Source organism: Pseudomonas sp. yb_5 (assembly GCF_043103865.1).
Classification (GTDB): domain Bacteria; phylum Pseudomonadota; class Gammaproteobacteria; order Pseudomonadales; family Pseudomonadaceae; genus Aquipseudomonas; species Aquipseudomonas putida_Y.
Map to the genome: position 1 here is coordinate 55,122 of NZ_JBICKE010000106.1, position 24,532 is coordinate 79,653.

General features: G+C 56.0%; 20 protein-coding genes and 2 pseudogenes. 18 read left to right on the forward strand and 4 right to left on the reverse strand.

Annotation, left to right across the window (positions count from 1 at the left end):
• Positions 1 to 465: 465 nt before the first annotated feature.
• The 3 genes and pseudogenes from ACF8GF_RS19285 to ACF8GF_RS19295 form a co-directional block, all read left to right on the forward strand.
• Positions 466 to 603: pseudogene (locus ACF8GF_RS19285) on the forward strand (Fic family protein); the annotation flags it as partial.
• Between the two features lie 139 nt (positions 604 to 742).
• A complete protein-coding gene (locus tag ACF8GF_RS19290; protein WP_176685557.1) occupies positions 743 to 2,143 on the forward strand; it encodes a PAAR domain-containing protein in 1,401 nt (466 codons plus the stop codon).
• Positions 2,136 to 2,525, forward strand: a complete 390-nt coding sequence (locus ACF8GF_RS19295; protein WP_003247529.1) for a hypothetical protein — start codon at positions 2,136 to 2,138, stop codon at positions 2,523 to 2,525. The genes ACF8GF_RS19290 and ACF8GF_RS19295 overlap by 8 nt, the downstream gene beginning before the upstream one ends.
• A 376-nt stretch (positions 2,526 to 2,901) precedes the next feature.
• Here ACF8GF_RS19295 and ACF8GF_RS19300 read toward each other — a convergent pair whose 3' ends face one another.
• The gene (locus ACF8GF_RS19300; protein WP_392488366.1) at positions 2,902 to 3,291 is read right to left on the reverse strand and encodes a 4-oxalocrotonate tautomerase family protein; all 390 of its coding nucleotides are present in this window, start codon (positions 3,289 to 3,291) and stop codon (positions 2,902 to 2,904) included.
• A gap of 102 nt (positions 3,292 to 3,393) precedes the next feature.
• On the opposite strand from ACF8GF_RS19300, the gene ACF8GF_RS19305 reads away from it, so the two are divergent.
• From ACF8GF_RS19305 to ACF8GF_RS19320, 4 genes and pseudogenes are all read left to right on the forward strand, one after another.
• Entirely contained in the window at positions 3,394 to 4,236 is an 843-nt protein-coding gene (locus tag ACF8GF_RS19305; RefSeq protein ID WP_176685559.1) for a LysR family transcriptional regulator, read from the forward strand.
• Positions 4,237 to 4,549: 313 nt separating this feature from the next.
• Complete coding sequence (locus tag ACF8GF_RS19310; RefSeq protein ID WP_392488377.1) at positions 4,550 to 5,905, forward strand: type II toxin-antitoxin system HipA family toxin; 1,356 nt, start codon at positions 4,550 to 4,552, stop codon at positions 5,903 to 5,905.
• Positions 5,902 to 6,372 (forward strand): helix-turn-helix domain-containing protein, encoded by a 471-nt coding sequence (locus ACF8GF_RS19315; RefSeq protein ID WP_176685561.1) that lies wholly within the window; start codon positions 5,902 to 5,904, stop codon positions 6,370 to 6,372. Before ACF8GF_RS19310 ends, ACF8GF_RS19315 begins: the two co-directional genes overlap by 4 nt.
• A 421-nt stretch (positions 6,373 to 6,793) precedes the next feature.
• Positions 6,794 to 7,055, forward strand: a pseudogene (locus ACF8GF_RS19320) (GFA family protein); the annotation flags it as partial.
• Positions 7,056 to 7,077: 22 nt separating this feature from the next.
• Here the strand turns inward: ACF8GF_RS19320 and ACF8GF_RS19325 are convergent.
• Both ACF8GF_RS19325 and ACF8GF_RS19330 read right to left on the reverse strand, forming a co-directional pair.
• The gene (locus tag ACF8GF_RS19325) at positions 7,078 to 10,701 is read right to left on the reverse strand and encodes a transporter substrate-binding domain-containing protein (RefSeq protein ID WP_392488367.1); all 3,624 of its coding nucleotides are present in this window, start codon (positions 10,699 to 10,701) and stop codon (positions 7,078 to 7,080) included.
• Positions 10,702 to 10,834: 133 nt separating this feature from the next.
• Complete coding sequence (locus tag ACF8GF_RS19330; protein WP_176685563.1) at positions 10,835 to 12,028, reverse strand: EAL domain-containing protein; 1,194 nt, start codon at positions 12,026 to 12,028, stop codon at positions 10,835 to 10,837.
• Positions 12,029 to 12,232: 204 nt separating this feature from the next.
• On the opposite strand from ACF8GF_RS19330, the gene ACF8GF_RS19335 reads away from it, so the two are divergent.
• The 9 genes from ACF8GF_RS19335 (at position 12,233) to ACF8GF_RS19375 (ending at position 19,636) form a co-directional block, all read left to right on the forward strand.
• Positions 12,233 to 12,859: a response regulator transcription factor gene (locus ACF8GF_RS19335; protein WP_176685564.1), complete on the forward strand. Its 627-nt coding sequence runs from the start codon at positions 12,233 to 12,235 to the stop codon at positions 12,857 to 12,859.
• Between the two features lie 177 nt (positions 12,860 to 13,036).
• The gene (locus tag ACF8GF_RS19340; RefSeq protein WP_176685565.1) at positions 13,037 to 13,588 is read left to right on the forward strand and encodes a fimbrial protein; all 552 of its coding nucleotides are present in this window, start codon (positions 13,037 to 13,039) and stop codon (positions 13,586 to 13,588) included.
• A 71-nt stretch (positions 13,589 to 13,659) separates the two neighbouring features.
• The gene (locus ACF8GF_RS19345) at positions 13,660 to 14,187 is read left to right on the forward strand and encodes a fimbrial protein (protein ID WP_392488368.1); all 528 of its coding nucleotides are present in this window, start codon (positions 13,660 to 13,662) and stop codon (positions 14,185 to 14,187) included.
• 42 nt (positions 14,188 to 14,229) lie between these two features.
• Positions 14,230 to 16,713, forward strand: coding sequence for an outer membrane usher protein (locus ACF8GF_RS19350; RefSeq protein ID WP_218115805.1), 2,484 nt, complete (start codon positions 14,230 to 14,232; stop codon positions 16,711 to 16,713).
• A gap of 21 nt (positions 16,714 to 16,734) precedes the next feature.
• The gene (locus ACF8GF_RS19355; protein ID WP_176685567.1) at positions 16,735 to 17,493 is read left to right on the forward strand and encodes a fimbria/pilus periplasmic chaperone; all 759 of its coding nucleotides are present in this window, start codon (positions 16,735 to 16,737) and stop codon (positions 17,491 to 17,493) included.
• A gap of 35 nt (positions 17,494 to 17,528) precedes the next feature.
• Positions 17,529 to 18,104 (forward strand): fimbrial protein, encoded by a 576-nt coding sequence (locus ACF8GF_RS19360; RefSeq protein WP_176685568.1) that lies wholly within the window; start codon positions 17,529 to 17,531, stop codon positions 18,102 to 18,104.
• Positions 18,097 to 18,594, forward strand: a complete 498-nt coding sequence (locus ACF8GF_RS19365) for a fimbrial protein (protein WP_176685569.1) — start codon at positions 18,097 to 18,099, stop codon at positions 18,592 to 18,594. Before ACF8GF_RS19360 ends, ACF8GF_RS19365 begins: the two co-directional genes overlap by 8 nt.
• The gene (locus ACF8GF_RS19370; protein WP_176685570.1) at positions 18,591 to 19,094 is read left to right on the forward strand and encodes a fimbrial protein; all 504 of its coding nucleotides are present in this window, start codon (positions 18,591 to 18,593) and stop codon (positions 19,092 to 19,094) included. Before ACF8GF_RS19365 ends, ACF8GF_RS19370 begins: the two co-directional genes overlap by 4 nt.
• Positions 19,095 to 19,102: 8 nt before the next feature.
• A complete protein-coding gene (locus ACF8GF_RS19375; RefSeq protein ID WP_176685571.1) occupies positions 19,103 to 19,636 on the forward strand; it encodes a fimbrial protein in 534 nt (177 codons plus the stop codon).
• 1,189 nt (positions 19,637 to 20,825) lie between these two features.
• On the opposite strand, the gene ACF8GF_RS19380 is transcribed toward ACF8GF_RS19375, so the two are convergent.
• A complete protein-coding gene (locus tag ACF8GF_RS19380) occupies positions 20,826 to 21,725 on the reverse strand; it encodes a LysR family transcriptional regulator (RefSeq protein WP_176685603.1) in 900 nt (299 codons plus the stop codon).
• A 284-nt stretch (positions 21,726 to 22,009) separates the two neighbouring features.
• On the opposite strand from ACF8GF_RS19380, the gene ACF8GF_RS19385 reads away from it, so the two are divergent.
• Positions 22,010 to 23,512 carry a cytosine permease gene (locus ACF8GF_RS19385; RefSeq protein WP_176685604.1) on the forward strand — a complete coding sequence of 501 codons (1,503 nt, stop codon included), beginning with the start codon at positions 22,010 to 22,012 and terminating at the stop codon, positions 23,510 to 23,512.
• Between the two features lie 22 nt (positions 23,513 to 23,534).
• Complete coding sequence (locus tag ACF8GF_RS19390) at positions 23,535 to 24,377, forward strand: nitrilase family protein (RefSeq protein WP_176685605.1); 843 nt, start codon at positions 23,535 to 23,537, stop codon at positions 24,375 to 24,377.
• The last annotated feature ends 155 nt before the right edge of the window (positions 24,378 to 24,532 follow it).

The following is a 24,532-nucleotide window of genomic DNA, read 5'->3' on the forward strand; positions in this document are numbered from 1 at the left end:
GTTGGGTAAGGGAGTTTTATTGGGTTAGGTTAATGCCCCTGCGGTCTGTCCGGTAGGGGGATTCACTGGCAGATTTTAGGAACAGGTGACGAAGGCGAGCGAGGGTGAAAATTTTTTTAGGGATACATTTAGGGATACGCTCGCTTGAATTTTATCTTGGGGTCCAGCTTTTATTGGGTTTTTGTGGGTATATTCGATTCCTGTCTCCGCACCAGAATCAGTTGGCCTATGGCGATTTATCGCTACCTGGCACCAATAGAAGCCCGCCTTGTGCGGGCTTTTTTGTTCCCGCTTTTTTCCCCACGGATCTGCGTGTTTTTGACTTAACGGTTCGCAGTTTTCCACTTAGCGTTGGACGTATTTTTAGATAATGGTTAGCTGTCGATCAGGTTTTGGCCAGTGTTTACGGGGTGAGAACCGAAATTTTTCTAGATAATGATTTTCCCGTTTAGAGAAAATTTTGAGATGCCCCAGTTTTCGCACCACGACCTGCAGCTACTGAACCCGTCCTTTGACTCGCCGCTGGTTGACGTTCTGGCCGAGCTCGAACTTCTGCGCAGGCTGAGGCTGGAAGGGGACGACGGCTTTTTTCAGACAGAGTCTAGTTCTCAAACCGCTAGGTCGTGCCTAGTCCTAAATCCGCGTTGCTCGTAGGAATCGTCTCGTTAGCTGCTCGAGGCCTCATTTGCCCCTTCTTAGCTGTTAGGTTCTTTCGCTCCTACAGTTCGCAAGGGACTCTGAAATGCGCGTCAGTCTGGATGGGCTTGGCCAAGCAGTAGACGGTGATGTGACCACCATAGGTGCGATTTGCATCGCCACTGGGGAAGGTTACCTCGACGAGGGACGAATGGTCCTGAGGATGGGGGATCCCACCACACCTTGTCCACTTTGCGGGCTGGAAGGAAAGGTCGTCGAAGGGGTGTGGCACTTCATCTCGGATGGCCAGCCAGTCGCGATGGATGGCGCGTTAGTTGATTGCGGTTGCCCAGAGGGTAGCAACCGGGTGGTGGCGCCTTTAGGGGAAATGCCCCCGCCGCGGCTGCCGGTTGCCGTACGCACTAGCCTCAAACCCGCTGGCCCTGGGAGCTCTAGCGCTTTGGCAGGGTCTTCGCACGCCATGGTTGGCGGGTTGCCTGGGCAGATGCAGCCGGGATTCTATGTGGTGCCCCGGAGCATGTCGTTCCCGCAGATTCTGTTGGAGCTGGCTAGCCATGATTCGACCTTGCCCATTTCGTACCTGCAACGCCTGAACCCGACTTTCGAGCAGGGGTTCAAGGCAGGGGAAATCTTCGTCATCGGCGATCCGGATAACGGTTATGCCTGCACCCAGGAGGAGGGCCAACTAATGGCGGCCGCCGAGCGCGCGCGACGTTCCTTGGCTGTACTCGATTTTGCCGAGTCAGATTTCATGATGGAGTATCAGGCTGAAATTGCCGGACTGCTTAGTGACGCCAATCTCTCCATGGGTGTGGGTAAGGACATGATGGACCACGGCCTCCGGCAGCTTCGCAGCACACTTGGCAACATCGAGCGTTTGCATCAGCAAGAATTTCTGCGCCATGGCCATCTGAATAGTCCATCGTTCTTCGCCGAACGACGGCTGTTATTGGAACAGCTAGATGGTCAGCTGAAGGCGACTTTTCTAAATAAACATCTGAATCTAGGGGCCTACGAGCGGCTGAAGAAAAGCTTGAATATCTCGACCAAGAGCCTTGTGCATCATTGGTCAAAAGCCGGTGGGCCAGGGCAGATTCCTGGGTACGCCACATACTTGGACAAAGTGGCGAAGCTTAGTAAGTACCTTCGATATGGTGGGCATGTCGGAATTGGCTTAGGTGGTACATCTTCCTATCTGAAAGTCCAAGAGGCCTGCCGTGCAGGGGAAACCGAAGACTGCAAAAAAATTCGTTTGTCTGAGGCAGGTGCTTTCGCTGGGGGGCTGGCGGGAGGGATCGTGGGTGGCAAGATTGCTGGGATCACTGCGCTCGCTGTATGTGGGGTGTTCTCTGCTGGTACCGCGGGTTTCGGGGCGCCGGTATGTGGCATTGCGCTGGTCGGGGGAGGGGCTTTTGCTGGGAGCATCGCCGGTGCGGAGGGCGGTGAGCAAATGGGCGAGCTGATCTACGAATCACATTATGACTGAGTTCGAGAGTTGGCCCGTGTGGCTGAAGTGGATAATGCTGGCGTGTCCGTTCGTGATCGCGTTGGCCGGTTGTGCGGTCAGTGCATTCATCGCGGGTACAAGAAATTTCACTGTTGCAACCTCGGCTATCCAAAGTCATCCCGGCCTGGAGCAAATGAAACTGTTTTTGGGCACGCGGCGCTTTGGCGCTCGGTGGCTGCTGATAACGTTTCTTTGTGGAATACTCATTTGGCCTGGCGTACATATGCGCCGAGGGCATCTGGACATCGAAGAACTAGAAAACTTCCCTGCAAAACTTAAGTTGGCTCTACAGGTATCCACGTGGCTGACGGCCTTTGGCTTCGCTTGGATGTGGGTGACCTATGGATTCATCAAGGCGTGAACGTTGATGCCACGGCGGTCGTAGCTCTCACTGGATCCTTCGCAAGTCCCGATTCGATTCCACTGAAAGCCATAAATAGCTGATTTTTTGATAGATACCCTATGAGGTACGTCTATAAATCCACCAAATTCCAGCCCCGTGAAAACCGGGCCCTGACGCCCAACAACCGTCCGTCTGTCTCCGCACCAGACATCAAGGCTTGCAGCGATGCAGGCCTTTTTTGTATCTCGAACCGCCACACCCGCCCGATCCAACGTGAAGTGAGCCTCTCAAAGTCAGCCCTCCCTCTGTGGGAGATTGTGTCCTGCGAACACGGGCGCAGCCCGTGCCATCCACACCCACTCCAGCCCCAAGCATCCATCCCCTGCTGCCTTTCTCAACCCCAGAGCTTCGCAGCCTGCGGCACCCCGCCATAACCATAGGCCGTAGCACGCACCTCGATGAGGTGAACATTCGAATGCGGGTGCACATTCCCGATGCGCTGCGAAAGCAAATCATACGACTCACGCTGATAACGCCGTTTCTGCTCCACTGTCGTCGTCTCGTCGGTGATCGTGACCTCCAGGCGAAAGCTATTTCGCCCCAAGCTCTCAAGTGATTCACTGTCGATGAACCACAACCCAGGATCGACGAACCGAACGATCACCATCGTTTGCGATGGCAGCTTGTCCAGAACACGAGCAGTCAGTTCCGTCAGCTCATGACTGAGGCGCGACGCCAGCGCAGCATCTGGCGCGCCGGATAAGGTCAAGGTGATACCAGGCATTTGGGTGATCCTCGTAATTGATTTGCCTGTAACTTAGCCTTTGAACACGATCCCAAAAAGCGGGAATATCATGTCTTATCTTCCTGTTTATCCGGAACTTGCATGTACCACTTCGACCTTGCCCAGCTCCACGTCTACTTGGCGGTCTGCGATGCTGGCAGCATCTCTGCTGCCGCGCCTGGCCTGTTTCGCTCAACCTCCGCTATCAGCGAACAGCTGCGTAAGCTGGAAGACGCCATCGGCGTCGACTTGCTCATCCGAGGCAAGCAAGGCGTTCGCCCAACCCCGGCAGGTGAACGTCTTGTACGCCACGCCAGGCAGCTCCTCACCCTGGGCGAGCGGGCGCTGTCCGATGTCCGAGGCGAACAGTTCGAAGGGGAGATACGCCTGGCGATCACCGATTACTTCCGCCCCGACGACATTGCTGGCCTGCTGAAAAAATTACGTGAATGGCACCCACGGCTTCGACTTCATGTGGTGATGAAAAAGAGCCTGGAAATGGATCAGGCAAGTGACTACCTGGATATCGGCTTGGCCATGTGTTTTAACGAACGCTTACCCACAGCCAACACCTTCGAGGTGAGGCAGGAACCCCTGCAGTGGGTTGCCGCTGCAGGCTGGGTTCCAGAGCCTGGGCAGCCGCTGCCACTGCTCGCGATCAGCGGATGTGGATTGTCGGACTACAGCTGCCAGATATTGGAACGCGCCCATGTCGAATACGAGATCGTTTACTCGACCTCAGGTGTGGCGGGGTTGCAATCAGCATTGAGGGCAGGGCTTGGCATTGCGTGCCTTAATGCGAGTGCCATACCGGACGGCGTGGAGCCCTACAGGACTGGACTGCCGGCGTTGGCGCAGGCCAGGTTCTTGCTGCTTCCACCGCGCAAGGGGGAATCTGAGCTGGTAGAAAATGTGCGGCGATTGTTGCAGGGTTATCTCGCATAGGGTTGGGGACGAGGCGTTCATGGTGTCAGGCTAAAGGACATAGATTTGGGCCTTTGTCCCGTGGGTATCCAGGTTGCCTTCTGCTCGAAGTGCGGCATCGAAGCCCGTGCCATCCACCACCTGACCCAGCGCAAATAAACAGGGTCCTATCACTCATAGGCCGAACCCCAGGCAGTTCCTGCTTCCCAGGTGTAGCAACTACCTCTAGCCCCCTCCCGCGCGCTGTGAATGCATAATCGGTAGTATGGTGCCGGTTTTTCCAGCGATTAAGCTTTTAATCAGCAAAATATTGCCGATTCCTGCCATGCGCACTATGATAATCAGCATTAAAGTACTGATTAATGGTGTCGCGATGCCGCTCAGACTCACGATCCAGGCTTTCTCCGATGGTGCATGGCGCGATGCAGCGACACTCACGGTTGAGAACCCCGAGCGTGTTGCTGATGGAAGGTGCCTTGTCGCCTACGACGGCGACTACATCATCGCGAACGTTGATCGCATGGAAGATCGTTGCGAACTCGCCCTAAGCGTTAACCTTCCGTTGAACTGGGACCACCATGACGTCAAAGGGTATCCAGCATTCCTCTACGACATCATTCCCTCTGGTGCTGCCAAGGACTCTCTTGAATCCCGCTACGGGCGCCTTAAGCCCGAAGGTGTGGAAATGGGGCTGTACCTTCTGGAACGTTTCACGCCGGCGCCTATTGGACATCTGCGCATCAAGGAATCGGTGGAAGGCCTTCAGCCGGATCGGAACGAGGCTTTCGCGCGTGCTGAGGTCGTGGACAGGACGAACGAATTTCTTGAGTACGCCTATGAAACCGGCGCGGCGTTGGGCGGTGCTACCGGTGCCAACGGGCAAGCCCCCAAGCTGGTCATGACCGAAGCCCACAACGGTGCTCTGTACGCTGATGCGATGCTCCCCGATGACCAGGCGTGCCGTCACTGGCTGATCAAGTTCGCGCGTAATCGAGGCGGCGAGCGCGACCAAGACATCCTGCGAACAGAGTTTCATTACTACAAGGCGGTTGCTGCCCTCGGCCTTGATACGGTTCCCACTGATGGTTTGGCGCTTGAAGAGGCAGTGAAGCCAAGCCTCTGGATGCCACGATTTGATCGCCGAGTAGTGGATGGCGTGGTGGAGCGGATACCGCTGGAGTCGGTGTACTCGATCTGCGGTATTACCGGCTACGCGCATCCGATGGCGCATGCCGAAGTGGTTCACCGCCTGGTAGGTCTATGGATCGATAACGGCCAGCAGGATGAGGTGGACGACCTGGTGTTCGAGTACGTGCGGCGCGATCTGCTGAACCGCATTCTAGGGAACACCGATAACCACGGCCGCAACACTTCCATCATGCGTGTGGGTGGGAGGTTTTGTTTGGCGCCAATCTATGACCTCGCGCCAATGATCCTGGATGAAGAGGGCATCACACGGACGACGAAGTGGGCGGCAGAGCGCAAGGGGTCTTCTAATTGGCGCGACAACTGCGCTGAGCTGGTTGGTTACACCGATCCCGATGTCCTGCTGCAACGGTTGATGCATGCGGCTGAGGCATTCCGGGCGTTGCCCGATTTGCTGACCGATGCGCCCGAATCGATGCGCAATGCAGCCTCTCTACCCGTGAATAACCTGGACAAGCGACTCGTGGAGTGGGGGCTGCGATGAAAAAACTACAACCTGAAGAGCGCGCCCAGCTCGTAGAAGATATCGTCAAGCGCAACGCGGCGGGGCTCGATCCAATTGGCACGTCCATCCGCCGTCTGCGGCTCGAAGTCACCGGGCTTGACCAAGAGACCTTCGCGGCCATGTGCAAGATGTCCACGAAAAGCCTGTACGAACTGGAAAGCGGGAAGTCGAATCCGAAGCTCAGCACTTTGGAGGCCGTACTGCGTCTCTTTGGTGTGCGGATGGGGATGGTGATGACTGCCAAAGATAAGCCCACTGCAACGCTCGTCGGCAACACTGTCGGCCAGTTGAAGGCCGGTGGGCCAATCGCTGTGGCCACGCCGCTGGCCAGTTCCTGCGTGGTGGCCGGACCGAAACGAGGGAAAAGCCCTGCGGCAGCCAAAGCGAAGAAGGCAGTGTCGAGGCCGGCATCGCCACGGGCACGGAAAAGCAGTCAGGAACAGTGAGATTGATGTGGGATGCAAATAAAGTCTCATCCCATTTTTCTCTAACTGATAGGTTGCGGCATTAAGTCTGGTTGCTCGCAGTGGTTCCGAACCACGACGGCTTCATGCATTGTAATGCCGTTCGAAGTAACTCGCCTCCCTGGAATGTGCAGTTTCAGGGGCTGCGCTGGCGAACAGGTGCAGATAGGCCTCGGCCGTGCCGGCGAAATCCGCTTGCCCACATCATCGCAGAGCAATGTAACCAACGGGATATGCACTGCACTCCCTGCGAAGAAATCGCCTTCGTCAAGCCTGACCCTCACCTTGGAAGGTATCGGTCATGCTCAATCATTAGAAACGGACTCGGCACTATCCCGCCGTGGTAGCGCTGAGCCTCGTAGATACGCAACTCCTGTGCAAGCAACTGTCCTGTTCAAAGTTGGTCTGTCGTATGCGTGGTGCCGTAGCGGTATCGGTCAACCTGAACGACCTCACGGTCACCCAGGGGGAGGAGGTGCTCACCCTCTATCAGTTCAACACTGCGCTGGAGCAATACAGGGTCAACGTGGCGTGTTATAGAGGGAATGAGCCCGTTCGACTTCTCGGTAGTGCCTGTCAGTGAGGGCCGGAATCACACCAAAGACCGCGTAGATGGCGGCTCAGGCGTTGCCGGATGGCTGCGTCACGCGCGCCATGTTGAGTGACTTCATGGCCTGTGAGCGCCCCTTACTCGACCGCTTCAAGGGCGCGCTCCAAGTCGTTTATGGCCTGCTCCACCTCCTGCACCGCCTGGGCCAGTTGGCCTGAAGACGCTTGTGGGGCAGCACAGGCAATTTCGAATCGCCGGCAAGCTTCGACCAGTTGCTCGCCTTTCACCACGCGCGCGGCACCTTTGATTCTATGAATCAGTTCACTTAACTTATCGGTCTCGCTCTCATCCAGCAGTGTCCTGAGTGACTGGCAATCCCTTCTGTTGTTGCGGATCAATTCGTCGAGGATCTCGCGAAACTTAACTGGGTCACTGTTAAGCAGCAACTCCAGCGGTCCCAGGTCAATCAGCTGCAGCGAGGCCGGTTCTGCGGGCACAACCACCCGCGGGCACTCGCTGTTTGCTTCGTCATTGTGGGCCAATGCCAACAACTTCGCGTCCAGCTCGTCCAGGCTGATTGGCTTGATCAAACAATCGTTCATGCCGGCATTGATGCATTGTTCAACTTCTTCCGGCTGCGCGTCGGCGGTAAGGCCAATCAGCACTGTTGGTTCCAGTGCCTCCTCTCGTTCATGCCGGCGTATGGTACGGGCCAGGTCGACTCCATTCATCACTGGCATGTGGCAATCGGTGATGACGACATCGACGGGCTGTTCGCGCCAACGCTCAAAGGCACGTTGGCCGTCTTCAGCTTCGTAGACGTCATGCCCCAGGAATTTCAGTTGCTGATGCAATACCTGGCGATTGACCTGGTGATCATCCACCACCAGTACCTGTAAACAGTAACGCTGCTTGGACGACGGCAGGATAGGTACTTGAGGGACGTAGACGCGGTCTAGTACTTGAAGGTGCAGCTCGACATCGATCAAGGTTCCACGCCCCACCGCGCTGCTCATGGTCAGCTGGCCACCCATCATTTCGCACAGCGAACGGCAGATCACCAGGCCCAGACCTGTACCTTCGGTTCGCTGCTGGTTGCGCTGCACCTGCGCGAAGGGGCGGAACAAGTGCTGCTGGTCGGCGGGGCTCATACCAACACCGGTGTCTTTCACGCTGAGGTGAACATTGAGCACACTGTTTTCGACCAGATGCCCGGAAATACTCACGGTTATCGAGCCTTCTTCAGTGAACTTGATGGCATTGCTGACCAGGTTGGACAAAATTTGCTTGAAGCGCAGCGCATCAACCAACACATCGCAGTTGATGCTCGAATCTATGTCCAGAATCAGGCTCAGGCGTTTTTGCCTGGCCAACCCCTCGAACACCCTGGCCACCGATTCAACCAGCTCTCGTAGGTTTGCACGTTTGGGCGACAAACTTAAACGCCCGGACTCGATACGTGCGATGTCCAGGATATCGCCAATTAGTTCCAGCAGGCTTCTTGCCGAGTTATGCGCAATCTCGATGCTCGAGCGGTCAATCGGCTGGTTTTGCGCTCGTTTCAGTGCAAGTTCCAAGATGCCGATAACCGCATTCATAGGCGTTCGAATTTCGTGGCTCATGGTGGCCAGGAAGCTGGTTTTGGCACGGCTGGCATCGTCAGCGCGTTTTTTCGCCTCTTGCAGTTGCTCCACCAGCTGGCGGTGGTCGGTGATATCCAGCCAGCCGCAAATGACCCCCTTGGTCTTGCCCGTGGAATCCTGAAAAGGCTGCACCCAGTGGTTGATCCATGCCGCTTGGCCTTGCAGGGTAACGGCGTGGACCGATTCGATGGTCTGGCCGTCGTTAATGGCCTGTAGATAGTTCTGATGAAAGTCCGGCAGGCTCTCGAAGTTTTCTTTGGGTAACTGATGCACGGTTTTGTTCAGCACCTCTTCGGCGCTCAGGCCGACGCTACTCAGGTAGCTGCGGTTGCACGACAGCATGCGGCCTTCAAGATCCCGTACATACAGGGGGGGCGTCATGCTATCAGTCAACGTTTTTACAAACTGCAACTGGTCATTGAGCATGCGCTCGGCTTTAAGCCGGGCCTTGACCTGCCGGCGTAGATAAACCACCCAGGCCAGGACGAACAACACCAGCAGCGAAGCACCCGAAATGATTTGGCTGATCATGCGTTCATAATCGATCCAGGTTTGGCCGCTCATGCCCGGGGGCGAGCGCCAACGGTTGGAGATTTCATTGAGCTCATTCGGTGCAATGTTCTGCAACACCGTGTCGATAATCGACTGCAGCTCGACGTCACTACGGCGCATGGCGAAGTTGAGCGTTGCCGGCCCGACATCCAGCATCTGGTTGATAACCAGCTTTTCGCGAAACAGCCGTTCAATGTAGTAACGCGCGGCAGGCAAAGCCACCATAGCGGCCTCGGCCTTGCCCTGATACACCAGGTTCATTGCATCCAGCGAACTGCCGGCCTCGATCACTCTGGCTTTGAGATACTGCTTGCGCAACTGCTTGATTGCCACGTGGCCAGTAGGCACCGCAATACGCTTGTCGGCCAGATCACCCAGTTGGCCTTGTTGCTCGACGCTACTGAGCAACACGAACGGGTTATTGATCAACGGCCGGGTAAAGCGCAAGTATTCTTCCCGTTCGGGGCTTGCGGTCATCAGTGCCAGGTCCGCCTTGCCCTCTTGTACGGCTTCGATGATCTGTGGGAAGCCGCCGGGGCGTGAAACTACTTCGAAATGTAGGCCGGTACTGAGGGTGATCACTTCGAGGATGTCGGCAATGGCGCCCGTAAATATGCCGCTCGAGTCGAAGTACGCGCCGGGTGCAAGGTCATCATTGATCACCAGCCGTGCCACTGGGTGCCGCTCGATCCAACGTTTTTGCTCAACGCTAAGGCCGATGGGGGCTTCACTGGGGATGAAACTGTTGCCCACCCAGCGTTTGGCCAGATTGCGTAATTGATCTTCGCCAATGGCTTTGATAGCGGCGTTGACGAGCCGCTGCAATCGCGTATCGTCAGCCTGCAGGGCATAGCTGTAGTCCTCCCCCCGCACCTTGGCGAAACGTTCAAAACGCACAAGGCTGTAAAATGAGCGGTTGATCAGGTAATAGGCGCTGTAGAGGTCGTCCAGGTACACATCTGCCTGGCCGAACGCGGCAGCGGCAATCGCCTTGTCTTGGTCGGGGTAAACCTGCAGCATTGCGCGCGGGTAATGTTGTTTGAGTTCGGCGCTGTGCTCCGGAGTGATTGCGACGCGCAGGCCTGCAAGGTCGCTAGGCGAATGCCGGCGTTCAGCACTGCGCTTGAACACCGCTAGCCGGTCCGTGGCGTACGGCATGCTCAGCAGCAGGTCTGGCGGCAATGCGCTGCTGCGGTGTGTGCTGATCATGTCCACGCTACCTGCCTGCAAAGCCTTGAGGGCGTCCTGCTCACTGGCGAAAGTCTCGACCTTTGCTTGCAAGCCCAGCAGCTGAGCAACCGAGGCGGTAACGTCTGCAATGATGCCCTCGTACTGGTAGCCTTCTGGGGTGACAGAGAAGGGCGCTGACTCACCGGCCGATACACCCACCCTGAGTTCGCCTTTATGCCGCAGCCAATGCCAATCCTCGGTAGAAATCGTCGTGTCGTGACGATCGATACGCAATTGGCTGGACAGCACTTCCGGGGGCAGAGGTAACAATGCTGCTCCTATCGGGGTGCAACAGAAAATCAGCCCGACGAACAGGCAGAAAGAACGTAGAAACATGCGAAATGAGAGACCGAGTGTGCTTGCAGTACGGGGCTCCGTTAACTGACGGTTGTTCTTCAAGAGCCAAGGTGCCAGTAAAGCCGTCAGGGCTGGAGTGGTGACAGTATAAAGCCGTGTTTACGGTTCATGCTCACTTGTCCCAACCTTCTAGCGCTGCAAAGAAGTCGATAAAGTGAGCCTCTGGCATGGGGCGGGCAAAAAGAAAACCCTGTGCCAGGGTGGCACCCAACTCGATCAGGCGAGCCTGTTGTTCAGTGGTTTCCACGCCTTCGACCACCAGCGAAACGCTTAGTGCCTGGGCCAGGGCAACCGAACAGCTGATAATCGCCGCGCTTTTGGGCTGGCTTTGCATCTTGCGGACGAACACCCGATCAAGCTTTATCTGGCTGAAAGGCAGTTCACTGAGACGAGCCAGCGACGAATAGCCGGCACCGAAGTCATCCATGGCCAGGCCACACCCCAGCATCCGCAAGCGCACAAGGTTTTCCAGGCTACTGGCTGGGGCACCGATAACCCCGCTTTCGGTGACTTCGAACGTTACGCTGGCCGCGGGTATCTGCGAACGCTTGAGCAGGGTGTTGATTTGCGCCGTCAGTTCGGCGCAGGCCAGTTGAGTGGGGTGCAGATTGAACGCCAGGTTGATGGCCCGGCCTGTTGCGGCCAGCCGTTGTTGCAGGGTCAGGCCTTGGTCGAAAAGCTGCCAGAACATCCTATCGATCAGGTTGTGCGCCTCCATCACTGGCAAAAAATGCGCAGGCGGCAACACCCCTAACTGCGGATGTACCCAGCGCGCCAACACCTCTGCTCCTGCTAGTTGTTGCCCGTCGAGGGTGACCTTGGGTTGGTAGTAAGCTTCGAACTCACCATGGTCCAGGCCGCGCTGCATATCGGTCAGTGTCGGTAACTCTGCCGGCGACAACAGCTTGGGCGTTGCGCTGCGGTGCTCTTGGTAGCGTTTGACCAGTTGGCGAAACCCGTCCAGTTGGAATGGCTTGCCCAGGTCGCCCAGAAACGTCAGGCCCAGGCATTGAATCATCGCCACGGTAGCGTGGCGCAGCAGCGGATCAAGCTCGCTGCACAACACCACGGCACCCACTTTGCCACTGCCGCTGGCATGGCGCAGGAAAGCCAGGCCATCCATGCCGGCCATTTTCAGGTCGCAGAGCACGATGTCCACGGCATCACAGCCGGACAGCACTGCAATGGCTTCTTCTCCGTCAGCCGCTTGCAGAATGGGGCTCGATAGCGCTTTCTCCAACGCGGTCACAGTGACAAGGCGCTGAAAGGGCTCATCCTCCAGAACCAGAACAGTCAAATCTTGCATTGCAGGTATACACGCACGCAGTTAAAGGATGTCCAGTCTGCAAGGGGTAATTCCTGTATCTCCATCGGAGGTTTCTGAGCGTGCCTAGGAAAATTCCCACGGTGGCATTACGCTATGCCTGTCGGAACAGCCAATAGTGCTAACCTGATTGCCGCTGAGGCTATCCTGCCCCGTAATAAACGCTTCTCAAGGTAAAAACCCGTTATGCATAGCGTTCTGATTGTTGACGATCATCCGGTCATTCGACTCGCGGTCAGAGTCCTGCTGGAAAAGCACGGCATGCGCGTGGTGGGGGAAGCAGATAATGGAGTCGACGCTGTTCAGCTCGTACGCGAGCTGATGCCGCAAGTGGTTGTTCTCGATATTGGCATTCCCAAAATGGATGGCTACACCGTTATTTCCAGAATCAAAAGCCTGAAAGTACGCAGTGAGATTCTGATCCTGACGTCGCACCCGGCCGACTCTGTGTGCCGACGCTGCATCCAGCTGGGGGCTCGTGGCTTTGTCAACAAAGAAGAAGACCTGGGCAGCCTGGTTACCGCCATCAAGGCGGTCGATGCCGGTTATACCTTCTTCCCGCGCTTGGCTTTTGATAGTGTCAACTCGGCAGATCAACTGACGGAGCGTGAACAAATTAACTCTCTTACCGATCGTGAGTTGACGGTATTGGGCTATTTAAGCCAAGGTTACTCAAACAAGCAGATTGGTGAAATGCTGTTACTCAGCAACAAGACGGTCAGCACCTACAAGACTCGCCTGCTGCAAAAGCTGGGTGCTGCTTCACTGGTCGATCTGGCGGAAATCGCCAAGCGAAATGCACTTATCTCCTAAGTATTCCAGAAAAGTCCTGTAGGAAATTTCCTAGGCCTGCATCGGCATCGTCCTACTCATTTCTTCGCTATGCATTCCTACACTGGCTCTAGCTGAAGGGTACGTCGATACCCCCCCGGCTAAGACAGTTCAATTGTAATCCTCTTCTGGACTTCAAAATAAACGTAGGAGTGTCAAATGAAATTGAGTACGTTGGCTGGCGCAGTGATGGCCGTTACTTTGGCAGCAACTTCAGCTGCCAGCTTTGCCAAGGACCAAGGGCGCGGTGTGATTACCTTCAAGGGTGCGATCATTGATGCGCCGTGCTCCATTGCTCAAGAATCTCAGTACCAGACTGTCGACATGGACCAAATTTCCAACGTTGCCCTTAAAAATGGCGGCAAGTCCAACCCGACCAAGTTCAAGATCGAACTGCGCGGCTGTGAGCTGGGCGCCCTGAAATCGGCTACTGCTACCTTCACCGGTTCGCCAGCCTCCAACCCAGACCTGCTGGCGCTCAAGGGGACTGCCAAAGGCGCTAGCCTCGCCATTGCAGACCACAAGGGCGATCTGATCAAGCTGGGCACTGCAGCCCCGGCGCAGACCCTGTCCGATGGCGACACCTACCTGCAGTTCAGTGCATACCTGCAAGGTGACACCGCGGCTGGCGGTGGTGGTGGTGGTGCAGCCGCCGCAATCGAGCCGGGTGACTTCGAGACCTTCGCCAACTTCACCCTCGCGTATCAGTAACGTCATTCGTCACTGAGCTTCCCTGCAGCGCATTGGGACTATGTGCTGTAGGGAAACTTGCGGAGGTTTGGATGATTCGCTCAAGCGCATTGCTGTTCCTGGTCCTTGGCCCTTTGGCAGCTCCCTGGTGTGCTGCCGAGGCACTCAAAGGGCGTGTGCAATTGACCGGGAGCATCGTCGATAGTGGCTGTAACATTCGCGTCGGCAATAATAACCAGATAGTTTCCTTCAAGCCTCTGGCATTGGGTGGTTTGTTAAGTGGTGACCCGTCCGCCCAGCAGGCCCTGACTATTTATATAAGCGATTGCATTACGCCGGAAAAAACCAGAGGTGGCCCTCCTGCACAGGGTTTCATATTGACATTTGAAGGTCAGCGACAAGATGAAAACTTCGGTCTTCAGGGTGATGCAAAAGGGATCGCGTTGCAAATCAAGGACAGTCAAGGAAATTTGGTCTCTCCCGGTATGACGCTTGAACATGGGGCACTCTCTACCGAGAGTTTGCTGCTCAACTATTCGCTGGCGTTAGTCGGTAGTGGGCGTGTACTGGAGGCTGGCGATTATCATGCCACGATCAAGCTGAATATTCAGCACTTCTGAACTGCAGACAGTTACTGCAGATTCGTTCAAGGATTTAGTCACGTGGATTATCGTAAAGTACTGGCTACTATGGCGTTGTGTTGTGTCGCGACGTTGGCAAGTGCAGCCGAGGAATTCCAATTCAACACTGACGTACTCGACGTCAAGGATCGCGAGAACCTTGACCTTGGGGTATTTGCGTCAGCGAACTTCATCATGCCCGGCCAATACAGCCTGATGGTGCACGTGAACAATGAGGCGTTGGCGGAATTTGCCGTCGACTATGTTCTGGCCGATGATGATCCGAAAAGCAGCGTTGCCTGCCTTTCGCCGGCCTTGGTCAATCAGTTGGGTTTGAAAGAGCGGGTTGCCAAGGCGTTGGTCTGGTGGCACGACGGCGCCTGCCTGGATTTAAGCAGCGTTTCGGGTATGCAGGCACGGGGCAACCTGGGCAACGCGGCGCTCTACGTGAGTATTCCCCAGGACCAACTGGAATATACCGCCGCGAACTGGGATCCGCCGTCCCGTTGGGATGACGGTATTTCCGGGGTGCTGTTCGATTACAACCTCAACGTTCAAACCACCGAGCGCAAGCGCGGTCGTAATGACCACCTCAGCGGCAACGGTACTACCGGGGTGAACCTGGGGGCCTGGCGCCTACGTGGAGATTGGCAGGCGCAAATGCAACGCGACGCCGGCCAGCCCTCGAACAATCAGTTCGAATGGAGCCGCTTCTATGCGCTGCGGGCTGTACCCTCGCTGCGTTCGAGCCTGATTGTCGGTGAAGACTACCTGGACTCGAACCTGTTTGGCAGTTTCCGCTATACCGGTATCAACCTGAGCAGCAATGACAACATGCTGCCGCCCAACCTCCGAGGCTATGCCCCGGAAGTCACTGGTGTGGCCCGGACCAACGCGCGGGTAATCATTCGCCAGCAAGGCCGGGTGCTTTACGAAACCCAGGTGCCACAAGGGGCGTTCCGCATCCAGGACCTCAACGATGCAGTTTCTGGCCAACTTGATGTGCGCGTCGAGGAACAGGATGGCAGCGTTCAGGAGTTTCAGATGGACACCGCCAGCATCCCTTACCTCACTCGCCCGGGCGCGGTGCGCTACAAGCTGGCAACCGGCAAACCCTCCGATTGGGAGCATAAACTCGATGGCCCGGCGTTCGCTACCGGTGAGTTCTCCTGGGGTGTGAGCAACGGCTGGTCGCTGTATGGCGGCAGCCTGGGTGCTAAGGACTATGGCGCCTTGGCCGTGGGTGTGGGGCGCGATCTGATGGCGTTCGGTGCATTGTCGTTTGACGTCACTCAATCGCGGGCTACCGTGCCGGAGCGCGACACCTTGAGCGGCAAGTCCTATCGTGCCAGCTATTCCAAGCGCTTCGATGAGTACGACAGCCAGGTTACCTTTGCCGGTTACCGATTCTCCGAGAAGAATTACCTGAGCATGAACGAATTCGTCGAAATCCAGCGCGGCGGCCAGCCGCTGAACCAGAGCAAGGAGCTGTATACCGCAACAGTGAGTAAGCAGTTTCGCGATTCTTCGCTCAGCATGTACCTCAACTACAACCACCAGACATACTGGAACAGCCGGTCGAGCGACCGCTACAGCCTGTCGTTGTCGCGCTATTTCGACGTCGGTGGCTTGAGGAACCTCAGCTTGTCGCTGACGGCCTATCAGAACAAGAGTAATGGCACTACCGATGATGGCGCCTATCTGTCGCTCAATATCCCCTGGGATAGCACCGGTTCGTTCAGCTACAGCTCTTCGGTCAACCGTGGCGACACCTCCCACAGCCTGAGCTATTACGACCGTATCGACGAGCGTAGCCACTACATGCTCAGCGCAGGCAAGGCTACAGGCGGGGAAAGCGTCAGCGGCTTCCTGTCCCATGACGGGGACCATGCCCAGGTCGTGGCCACCGCCAGCTACCAGTCGGGTGAGTACACCTCGGCCGGCCTGAACGTGCAGGGCGGAGCCACCCTTACAGGGCAAGGCGCAGCACTGCACCGCAGCGGCGTCATGGGTGGCACACGGCTGCTGCTTGATACACAGGGCGTTGCTGATGTTCCCGTGCGTGGCAACGGTGGGGTAACCCGTACCAACCGCTTCGGCAAGGCTGTGGTGTCTGACGTCAACAGCTATTACCGCAATCAGGCCAGCGTTGTTCTGGACCAGTTGCCCGACGATATCGAAGCCACTCAGTCAGTCACCCAGGCAACCCTCACCGAAGGTGCAATCGGTTACCGCAGTTTCGATGTAATCAGTGGCCACAAAGCCATGGTCGTCATCCGCATGGCCAACCGCAGCGCACCGCCGTTCGGCGCCTCTGCCAAGAATGGCCGTGGTCAGGAAACCGGCATTGTCGGAGAAGAAGGGCTGACTTACCTGAGCGGCATGAAGCCGGGTGAGACCATGGCGCTGCACTGGGATGGCCAGGCACGTTGCCACTTCACCTTACCCGACCAGGTGGTCTCGTCGGAACGACAACTTGAGCTGGTGTGCCAGCCCGACAACGATGCGGGCGACGCCACCGCTTAACCTATCTGCAACAGGTACTTTATGAAAATCAGTTTCAAACGCAGCACGCAGATGCTGCTCACCCTGATCGGCACTTGTGTGGCACAAACCAGCCTGGCCGCGATTTCGCTGGACCGTACCCGGGTGATCTTTGTTGGCAGCGAGAAATCAATCAGTCTCAGTGTCAGCAACCAGAACACCCAGTTGCCTTACCTGGCCCAGGCCTGGATTGAAAATGAACAGTCCGAGAAAATCACCAGCCCTATGGCGGTGGTGCCGCCAATTCAGCGTCTGGAGGCCGGGGCCAACAGCCAGGTGAAGATCCAGGCCCTGCCTGAACTGAGCAAACTGCCTCAGGACCGTGAGTCGCTGTTCTATTTCAACCTGCGCGAAATTCCGCCACGCAGCGATAAAGCCAATACCTTGCAGATTGCCCTGCAAACCCGAGTGAAACTGTTCTACCGCCCTGCATCGATTGCCTCTCGGGCCGGTATCAACACCGCTCCCTGGCAAGAAAAGCTGACTTTGACTCGCCAGGGTGACCGTTATTTGGTGAACAACCCGACCCCTTACTACGTCACGCTGATCGATGCCATGCCCAGCCTCAAGGCTGAGAGTGCAACCGACTTCAAGCCGCTGATGATCGAACCCATGGGCCAACTCGACCTGGGCGTAACCAGCAAAGTGTTGGGCGACAAGCCGGTACTTACTTACGTCAATGACTATGGTGGCCGCCCGCAACTGCAGTTCAGCTGTGCAGCAACCGCCTGTACCGCCAGCCCTGTTGCCAGCCAGCGCTGACCCTGGGCCATGATCCATTCACGTGAGGGCAATTGATGATGCCTGGATTCCGAGTCTGTTTCGCCGCCGTGTTCTGCAGTGCGACTGTTCCTGTGCTGTCCCATGCCGCCGGCAACCCCCAGGTAGCTGAGTTTCAGGTGAGCGGGACCCTGCTTGAAAGCGCCTGCTTCCTGGACCCAAGCTCGGTTTATCAAAGCTTGTCGATGGGCGACCTGAATACCGCTCAACTGGCGCGAATCGGCGATCAGGGCGCCCCTCTGGCACTGCACCTCAAGCTGCAGGGGTGTATACGCACCAGCGGTGGCCGCCAGGATGAGCAGCAAGGCACCTTGTTCTGGAGCGCTATCGAGCCGGTGGCTGCGCTGACCTTTACCGCCCTCGCCGATGCAGATACGCCGGAGTTGATCAAGGTGGTCGGTGCCGAGGGCTTCGGATTGCGCCTGCTGGATCTCCAAGGAAACGACGTACGCTTGGGCCGTGCTGCGCCACCTTGGTTCGTCACGCCCGGTGACAATCAGCTGACCTACTACATCCGCCCTGAGCGCACGGCAGCCCCGCTGCGACCGGGCGCCTTCCGTGCCAGCATCAACGTGAACCTGGCGTATGACTGAGGCACTTGCAATGAACGTCGTACGTCCTGCACTGCTGGCTTTGCTGCTTGTCTACGCATCAATGCCCCATGCTGTCGAGCAGGTAGTAACAATCGAGGGTACCGTCTATGCGGATATTCCATGCGATATCAACCGGAGCAAGCTGATTGAAGGCTCCTTTGGCGATGTCCAGACCGCCCGCATCGATGGCAGCTACAAGACCATCACCTTGGATTACCTGCTGGATTGCCGCCGTTCGGCCACCAACGAATTGCGTATGCAGGTCCACGCCGACCCTGCGTTTGACACAACGCTGCTGAAGGTGCCTGGGCAGGCCAACCTGGGTATTGCCATCAAGAAGGACGGCGCTCGCCTGCCAGTCAATACCTGGGTCGACTTCGATACCCGCAAGAAACCGATGTTGCAAGCGGTGCTGGTCAAGCGAGCGAACGGCGAAATCAAGGCTGGACCATTCAGGGCCGGCGCAACTTTGGTGGTGGATTATAGATGAACAGTCTGCACCGTAGCATGGTCATACTGGCGCTCGCAGCCTTGTCCTTGCCATCCGTTGGCGTGGAAAACATGCTGTTCACTGGCGAGCTGCTGGCGCCGCCCAACTGTACCGTCAGCGACAAGGGGGGCCGTATCGACGTGCGCTTCGAGCGCAACATTGCGGTCAACCGCATCGATGGCGAGCGTTACCGCCAGACGATCCCCTACCAGATCGACTGCCCAGGGGCGAGCGAGAGTGGTTTCACCTGGCACATGCGCCTCACCCTCAAGGGCACCCACGCAGGTTTCGACCCTGCCGCGCTGCATACCTCGGAGAAAAACCTGGGCATCAAGGTACTGCTCGGTGATACCCCGTTGATTCCTAACAAACCTCGCGAGATCAATATCTACGGGTCGGCATTGCCGGTGATGGAAGCCGTGCCGGTAAAGCTGGCCGGCGCGAAATTGCCCAGCACGCAATTCACCGCTTCTGCGCTATTGATGGCTGAAATCTACTAGGAGGATGTATGGGCAAGTGGGCCATGACCTTGAACGCCTGGTTGGCCGCCAGCCTTTGGTTACCGGTAGTACATGCGGCAGAAGACAACCTGTACTTCTCCGGCACCTTGGTAAACGAGCCATGCGTGCTGGCAGAGGAAGACCAGTTGGTCGAACTGGACTTTAAGGCCGTGGTAGACAAAGACCTTTATTTAAACGGTAGAACCGTAGGTCGACCGATCGAACTGCACTTGCAGAATTGCGACTTGGGTACTGGCCAGCGCTCGGTCAGCATCACGTTCAACGGCAACGAAAGTAGTGATCCGGCAGGGCTTTTGCTGGTTCAAAGCGCCACGGTGAAAGGCCTGATGGTCGGGTTGGAGACTCCTGCTGGCAAGGCTTTGCCATTAAACAAGACTCACCGTATGGGCGATCTGAGCAGTGGCAATTACCAGATCAGTTTCAATGCCTACCTGCAAGGAAAAGCCGAGGTGCTAGCCAACCGCACGCTCGGCCAAGGCGACTTTGACGCATCCCTGACGTTTGCCCTCACCTATGAGTAACTTAATTATGCATATGGCGTATGCGGTTTTACAGCGCGGTGTATTGTTATCGACACTTTGGGTCGGCTTTACAGCGCAAGTAGAGGCCATCCCCAAGATAATGAACCCAGCAAGTCTTTATGAACGCTTCGGGATACGTTATTACTTCTTGGTACACAACTGGACGGTCACTGAAAGGGAACGGAATCCTTGCGTATCCACCGATCCGCAAGTCAATACCTGCACTATAATGTTATCGATAAGGGATTCGACGGATGGGTATACGTGGCTATACGATACATGGAAGGTCCCTATTCGTCGTAGCTCATCCGGCTCAGGCGAATTGCTCTCAGACCTTCAAAAGCAGGGGTTCACCATACCCCTGAGTGGATCGATTCTAGTGCCGTCAGATTATCCCCCTAGTACGTTATGCTTAGCTTTATCGTATGCTTACTCCGGCCCCAGCGTTGGGGGAATTTTCGGCAGGTGGGGTGATTGCAACCGTGTCTCTGCACCGCCGCTGCACTGCGACATCACAGGTAACTTCAACATTGACCATAAGAAAGTGTTCGAGACGGAACTCGACGGGGCAACGGCTTCGACCCAGCTCAATGTGATGTGCTCTGGGCCGTCTAGCGTCACGGTTACGGCATCTAGAACAGATCCAAAGGGTGTTCAACTCAGAAGTGATGGCAGCCTGTACTCAAGAATTACAGTCAATGGTAAGGACGCTACCTCAGGTATCAATGTAAGGCTTCCTGACGGCCAAAATGGCACGCTGAATATTCGTTCGAGGCTGAGCAGCGTAGGGACTGTCAATCCGGGACCGTTCTCCGGCTCGACGGTGATTACAGTATCACCCCCTTAACGACACGGGGGCGAAAGGTTACTCACAACGGACCTGAGACGGTGCAAGTTTTCGGATGTTTTTCGCCCCAGCGGACGATACTTCTCCTTACGCAGGCGTGTTCCTGGTGGTGCACGCCGCTAAGAGGTAGCTGATGGACAAACCGACAATCGTGGGCGCCGGCCTGGCTAACGCAAGGTGAGTTGGCCGGACGCTTAGAGCGCAAGTTAAAGCTGGCCGCTTACGAGGCAGGAGCCGTATGCGGTAGTTCCGCACGTACGGATCTGTGCAGAGGGTGGCAGGTAACTGCCATCCCTGCGACCACAAGAGCTTGGTCACATCATGACTAACATCAGTCAGAACCTACGTCATGAACGCATTGGTCAATGCTTTTAGGAACGCACTAGTAAGCTGGCCAGGTCGCGCTGAGTGACGCAACGCGGCCTGGAAGCCTACCTCGTACCTCAGTTGCTTCGGGTTCAGCGCTTTGAGTTGTCCTTGTTCAACGTGTTTCGCAGCGTAGTGCTCTGGAAGAAATCCAAGATGCTGTCCAGACAGGATGAGAAGGGCGGCCCCGTCCATGCTATCGGTCAACGCTGTCAGGCGTTCTAGCGCAGCGGGTGCTGGCATCTCAGGTAACGGATGGCTGGGCCAGACCCATTCATAGGCAGCTAACGCTGCCGTGTTCAGCTCACCAGCTGAGGCGAATAAGGGATGGGTGGAACCGCAGTAGGCGATCTGAGTTTCGCTGAACAATGGTAGGTACTCCAACGAGTCCAGTCGCCGCCAAAAGTAACCAATTGCTAGATCAAGGTGTCCGTTGATTAGCTTCTCTTCAAGGAAGGTTGAAGAAAGCTCGGTGAAATTGAAAAACAGTCCATGGTGTTTGGCACGTATGCCAGCCAACGCCAGGGCTATTCGTTTGTTTGCTTGAGGGTCGATTTGTCCCAGTAAGCCGATGTTCAGGGTTCCGCTGAGGGTACGATTGATCTGCTGTACCTCCAGACGGAAACCTTCTGCTGCGGCGAGAAAGCGCCTAGCTGCATCAAGAAATTGAGTGCCCTTCGCCGTTAACGCAAAGCCACCGCGTCCACGTTCACATAAACGGAAACCTAATCGAGTTTCAAGGGAGGCTAGCTGCGCACTGATGGTCGGCTGCGTCGTATTGAGAGAGCTCTGCGCTGCGGAAATTCCACCAGCCTCGACGACAGCTAGGAACACCCTGATCAGTCGGATATCCATCTCAGAAACGGTGCCGAGCATCATCAACCTCTAAGCGACATTCATAGGTCGCAATCTATGTGAACAGTGCGGGGCCGATATTTTACGCTTGTCGTGGTAAGCCTAAATTCTGGCTTCGGCAGCTGAGTTTTTTCGATTTTAAGGATGGAAGCGCTAGCTGTCACTGCGAGTCACTGGTAATGATCGAGCAGAGGTCAGGTCGTTACCCAGTCACAAGGCATGGTCAGCAGCATAGATGGACTCATGTGTTAGCGGCCGAATAGATACCTCCACAATAACAACATCGCGTTAAGCAGGAGCGTCCCATGCCTGGGTCCAGTCATACCGCCCGCACCGCCGATACGAGTACCGGCTTGGCCATCGAAGGCCATTCGATCGATTACATTCCAGAGACCGAGCGTCATGCCCGGCTGTCCAGCCAAGGCCCGTTTTGGTTCCTCGGTAACTTCCACTTCTTCACAATTTCAATAGGTTTTGTTGGACCGTCCCTTGGGCTCTCTGCTCTTTGGACTACCCTGGCTGGCGCGCTAGGCATTATGTTCGGCACCTTGTTCATGGCATTCCACGGCTCCCAAGGGCCCGAAATGGGATTGCCTCAGATGATTCAATCCCGCGCCCAGTTCGGCTATCGTGGGGTCGTTCTGGCCCTGATGGCCACTTTATTTGTGTTCATCGGTTTCAATGTTGTTAACGTGACGTTGATCATGGACGGGCTACATAATGTCTTTGGGCTTGACCCCATACCTGTAGCTTGCGTTGTGATAGCCGTTGGCGCTTTGCTCTCGATCTACGGCCATGACTTGATGCACAAAGCATTCAAGTGGGCACTCATCCTGACCTTACCACTCTACTCGCTGGTGACAATCGGCCTGATGTTTGGTGCTGGCCAAGCCGATCTGCCAGTCTCGGAGCCGTCGAACCTCGGGTTTACCTGGATCGCTTTCGCAACGCAGTTTGCGATTGCAGCTAGCTACAACATCTCCTACGCCCCTTATGTGTCGGACTATTCACGCTACCTCCCTAAGGACACCAGCCGATCCAAATTGATTGCGGCCATTTTCCTCGGAGCCTCGCTTTCAGGTGTGTGGATGATCGGTCTTGGAGCGTGGCTCGCTCAGTTGCTGCATGCCTCCGATGCTCTGGTGGCACTCGACCAGGTTGGTGCCTCGCTGCTGCCTGGACTTGGGCATGTTTTGGTATTGGTGTCGGTCGCAGGCTTCTTGCCAGTAATCGCTTTGAATACTTACAGCGCCATGCTGACTCTTCTTACGGGTGTCGACTCTGTTCGTCGCATCAACCCAACACCAAGAGCTCGGATTTTCTCGATTGTGGCAATCACGTTGGTGTTATTTTCTTGCGTACTAGCTATCCGAGGTAACGGCATCGCGATTTTGAACACCTTCCTGATGCTGATGCTTTATTTCCTGGTGCCTTGGACAGCTGTGAACCTGGTGGATTACTTCGTGGTGCGTAAAGGTCGCTATGCCATCCCCCATTTCTTCACTCCCAGTGGAATCTATGGTGCATGGCAAGTACGGGGCATTGCATCATATGTGATTGGCTTCCTGTGCATGATTCCGTTTTTCTATATCTATGGTGCTGCTGCGGGCCAAGAGGTTTTCGTCGGTCCATTTGCACGCATGCTTGAAGGTGTTGATATAGCATGGCTTGTAGGGCTGATTGTTTCTGGCTTTACGTATTACCTGCTCAGCCGGCCTTTGGATTTGGAAGCGGAGCGTCTGATCGTGGATGGCATCACTGAGCGTGAAATGCTTGCGTTGACCACCAGAGAAGACATCCATTCTTGAGTTCTTAGCAGGAATTGCGTTTATGAAAGCTGTAAAAACTACAACCGTGGCCTGCTGTCAGTTGGCCCCTAGTGTTGGTGATCTGATCCACAACCGGCGTCTGACTGAGCGCGCAATTCGCACAGCAGCCATACGCGGTGCTCAGGTGATAGTTTTGCCAGAGCTCGTGCAGAGTGGTTATGTCTTCAAGGGCCTCGATGAGGCGCTATCACTGTCTGAATCTCTGGCCGGTGCGACCATGCAGCTTTGGCGAGCTCTCGCGCGTGAGCTGAATGTCGTCATTGTTGGTGGTTTCTGTGAACGGCTTGACGCTGGGGTCGCGAACAGTGCCGCGATTATCGATAGCAGTGGTTTAAGAAGTGTCTACAGAAAGGTACATCTTTGGGACAGTGAGAAAGCGATTTTCACGCCTGGCACCGAGCCACCGGAGGTAGTGGATACGGTATTTGGAAAGCTAGCTGCTTTGATTTGTTATGACTTGGAGTTTCCCGAGTGGGTCCGTTTGCCCGCACTTGGAGGGGCAGAGTTGCTCTGTGCGCCTGTGAATTGGCCTTGGGGGCCACGTCCTGTTCAGGAGCGCCCAGCTGAGGTGGTGAGGGTTCAGGCGAACGCTTCTGTCAATCGTTTGTTTATCGCGGCCTGTGATCGGTATGGCACAGAGCGGGGAGTCGACTGGGTTCAAGGTTCGGTCATAGTTGATCCTGATGGGTATCCGCTAGCTGGTCCCATGGAGGAAGGTCACGAGCAGATCTTGCTGGCTACCTTGAACCTGTCGGAATCACGAAACAAGTTGATCAGCCAGAACAACGATCTTCACGCCGATCGCCGTGCAGATCTGTATGCAGAAAGTAGGCTTCTGATCTGACATTGGCTGATAGCCGTTGCTCCAGGTGGCGGAGGTAACCTGCGTACAGCTGCCACCCTAATCGTATGGCGACGGTCAGCGTGGTGCTTCATGCCTGTCGGGTCTGGGTATTGGGGCTGCTGCGCAGCCCATCGCCGGTACGCCAGCTCCTACAG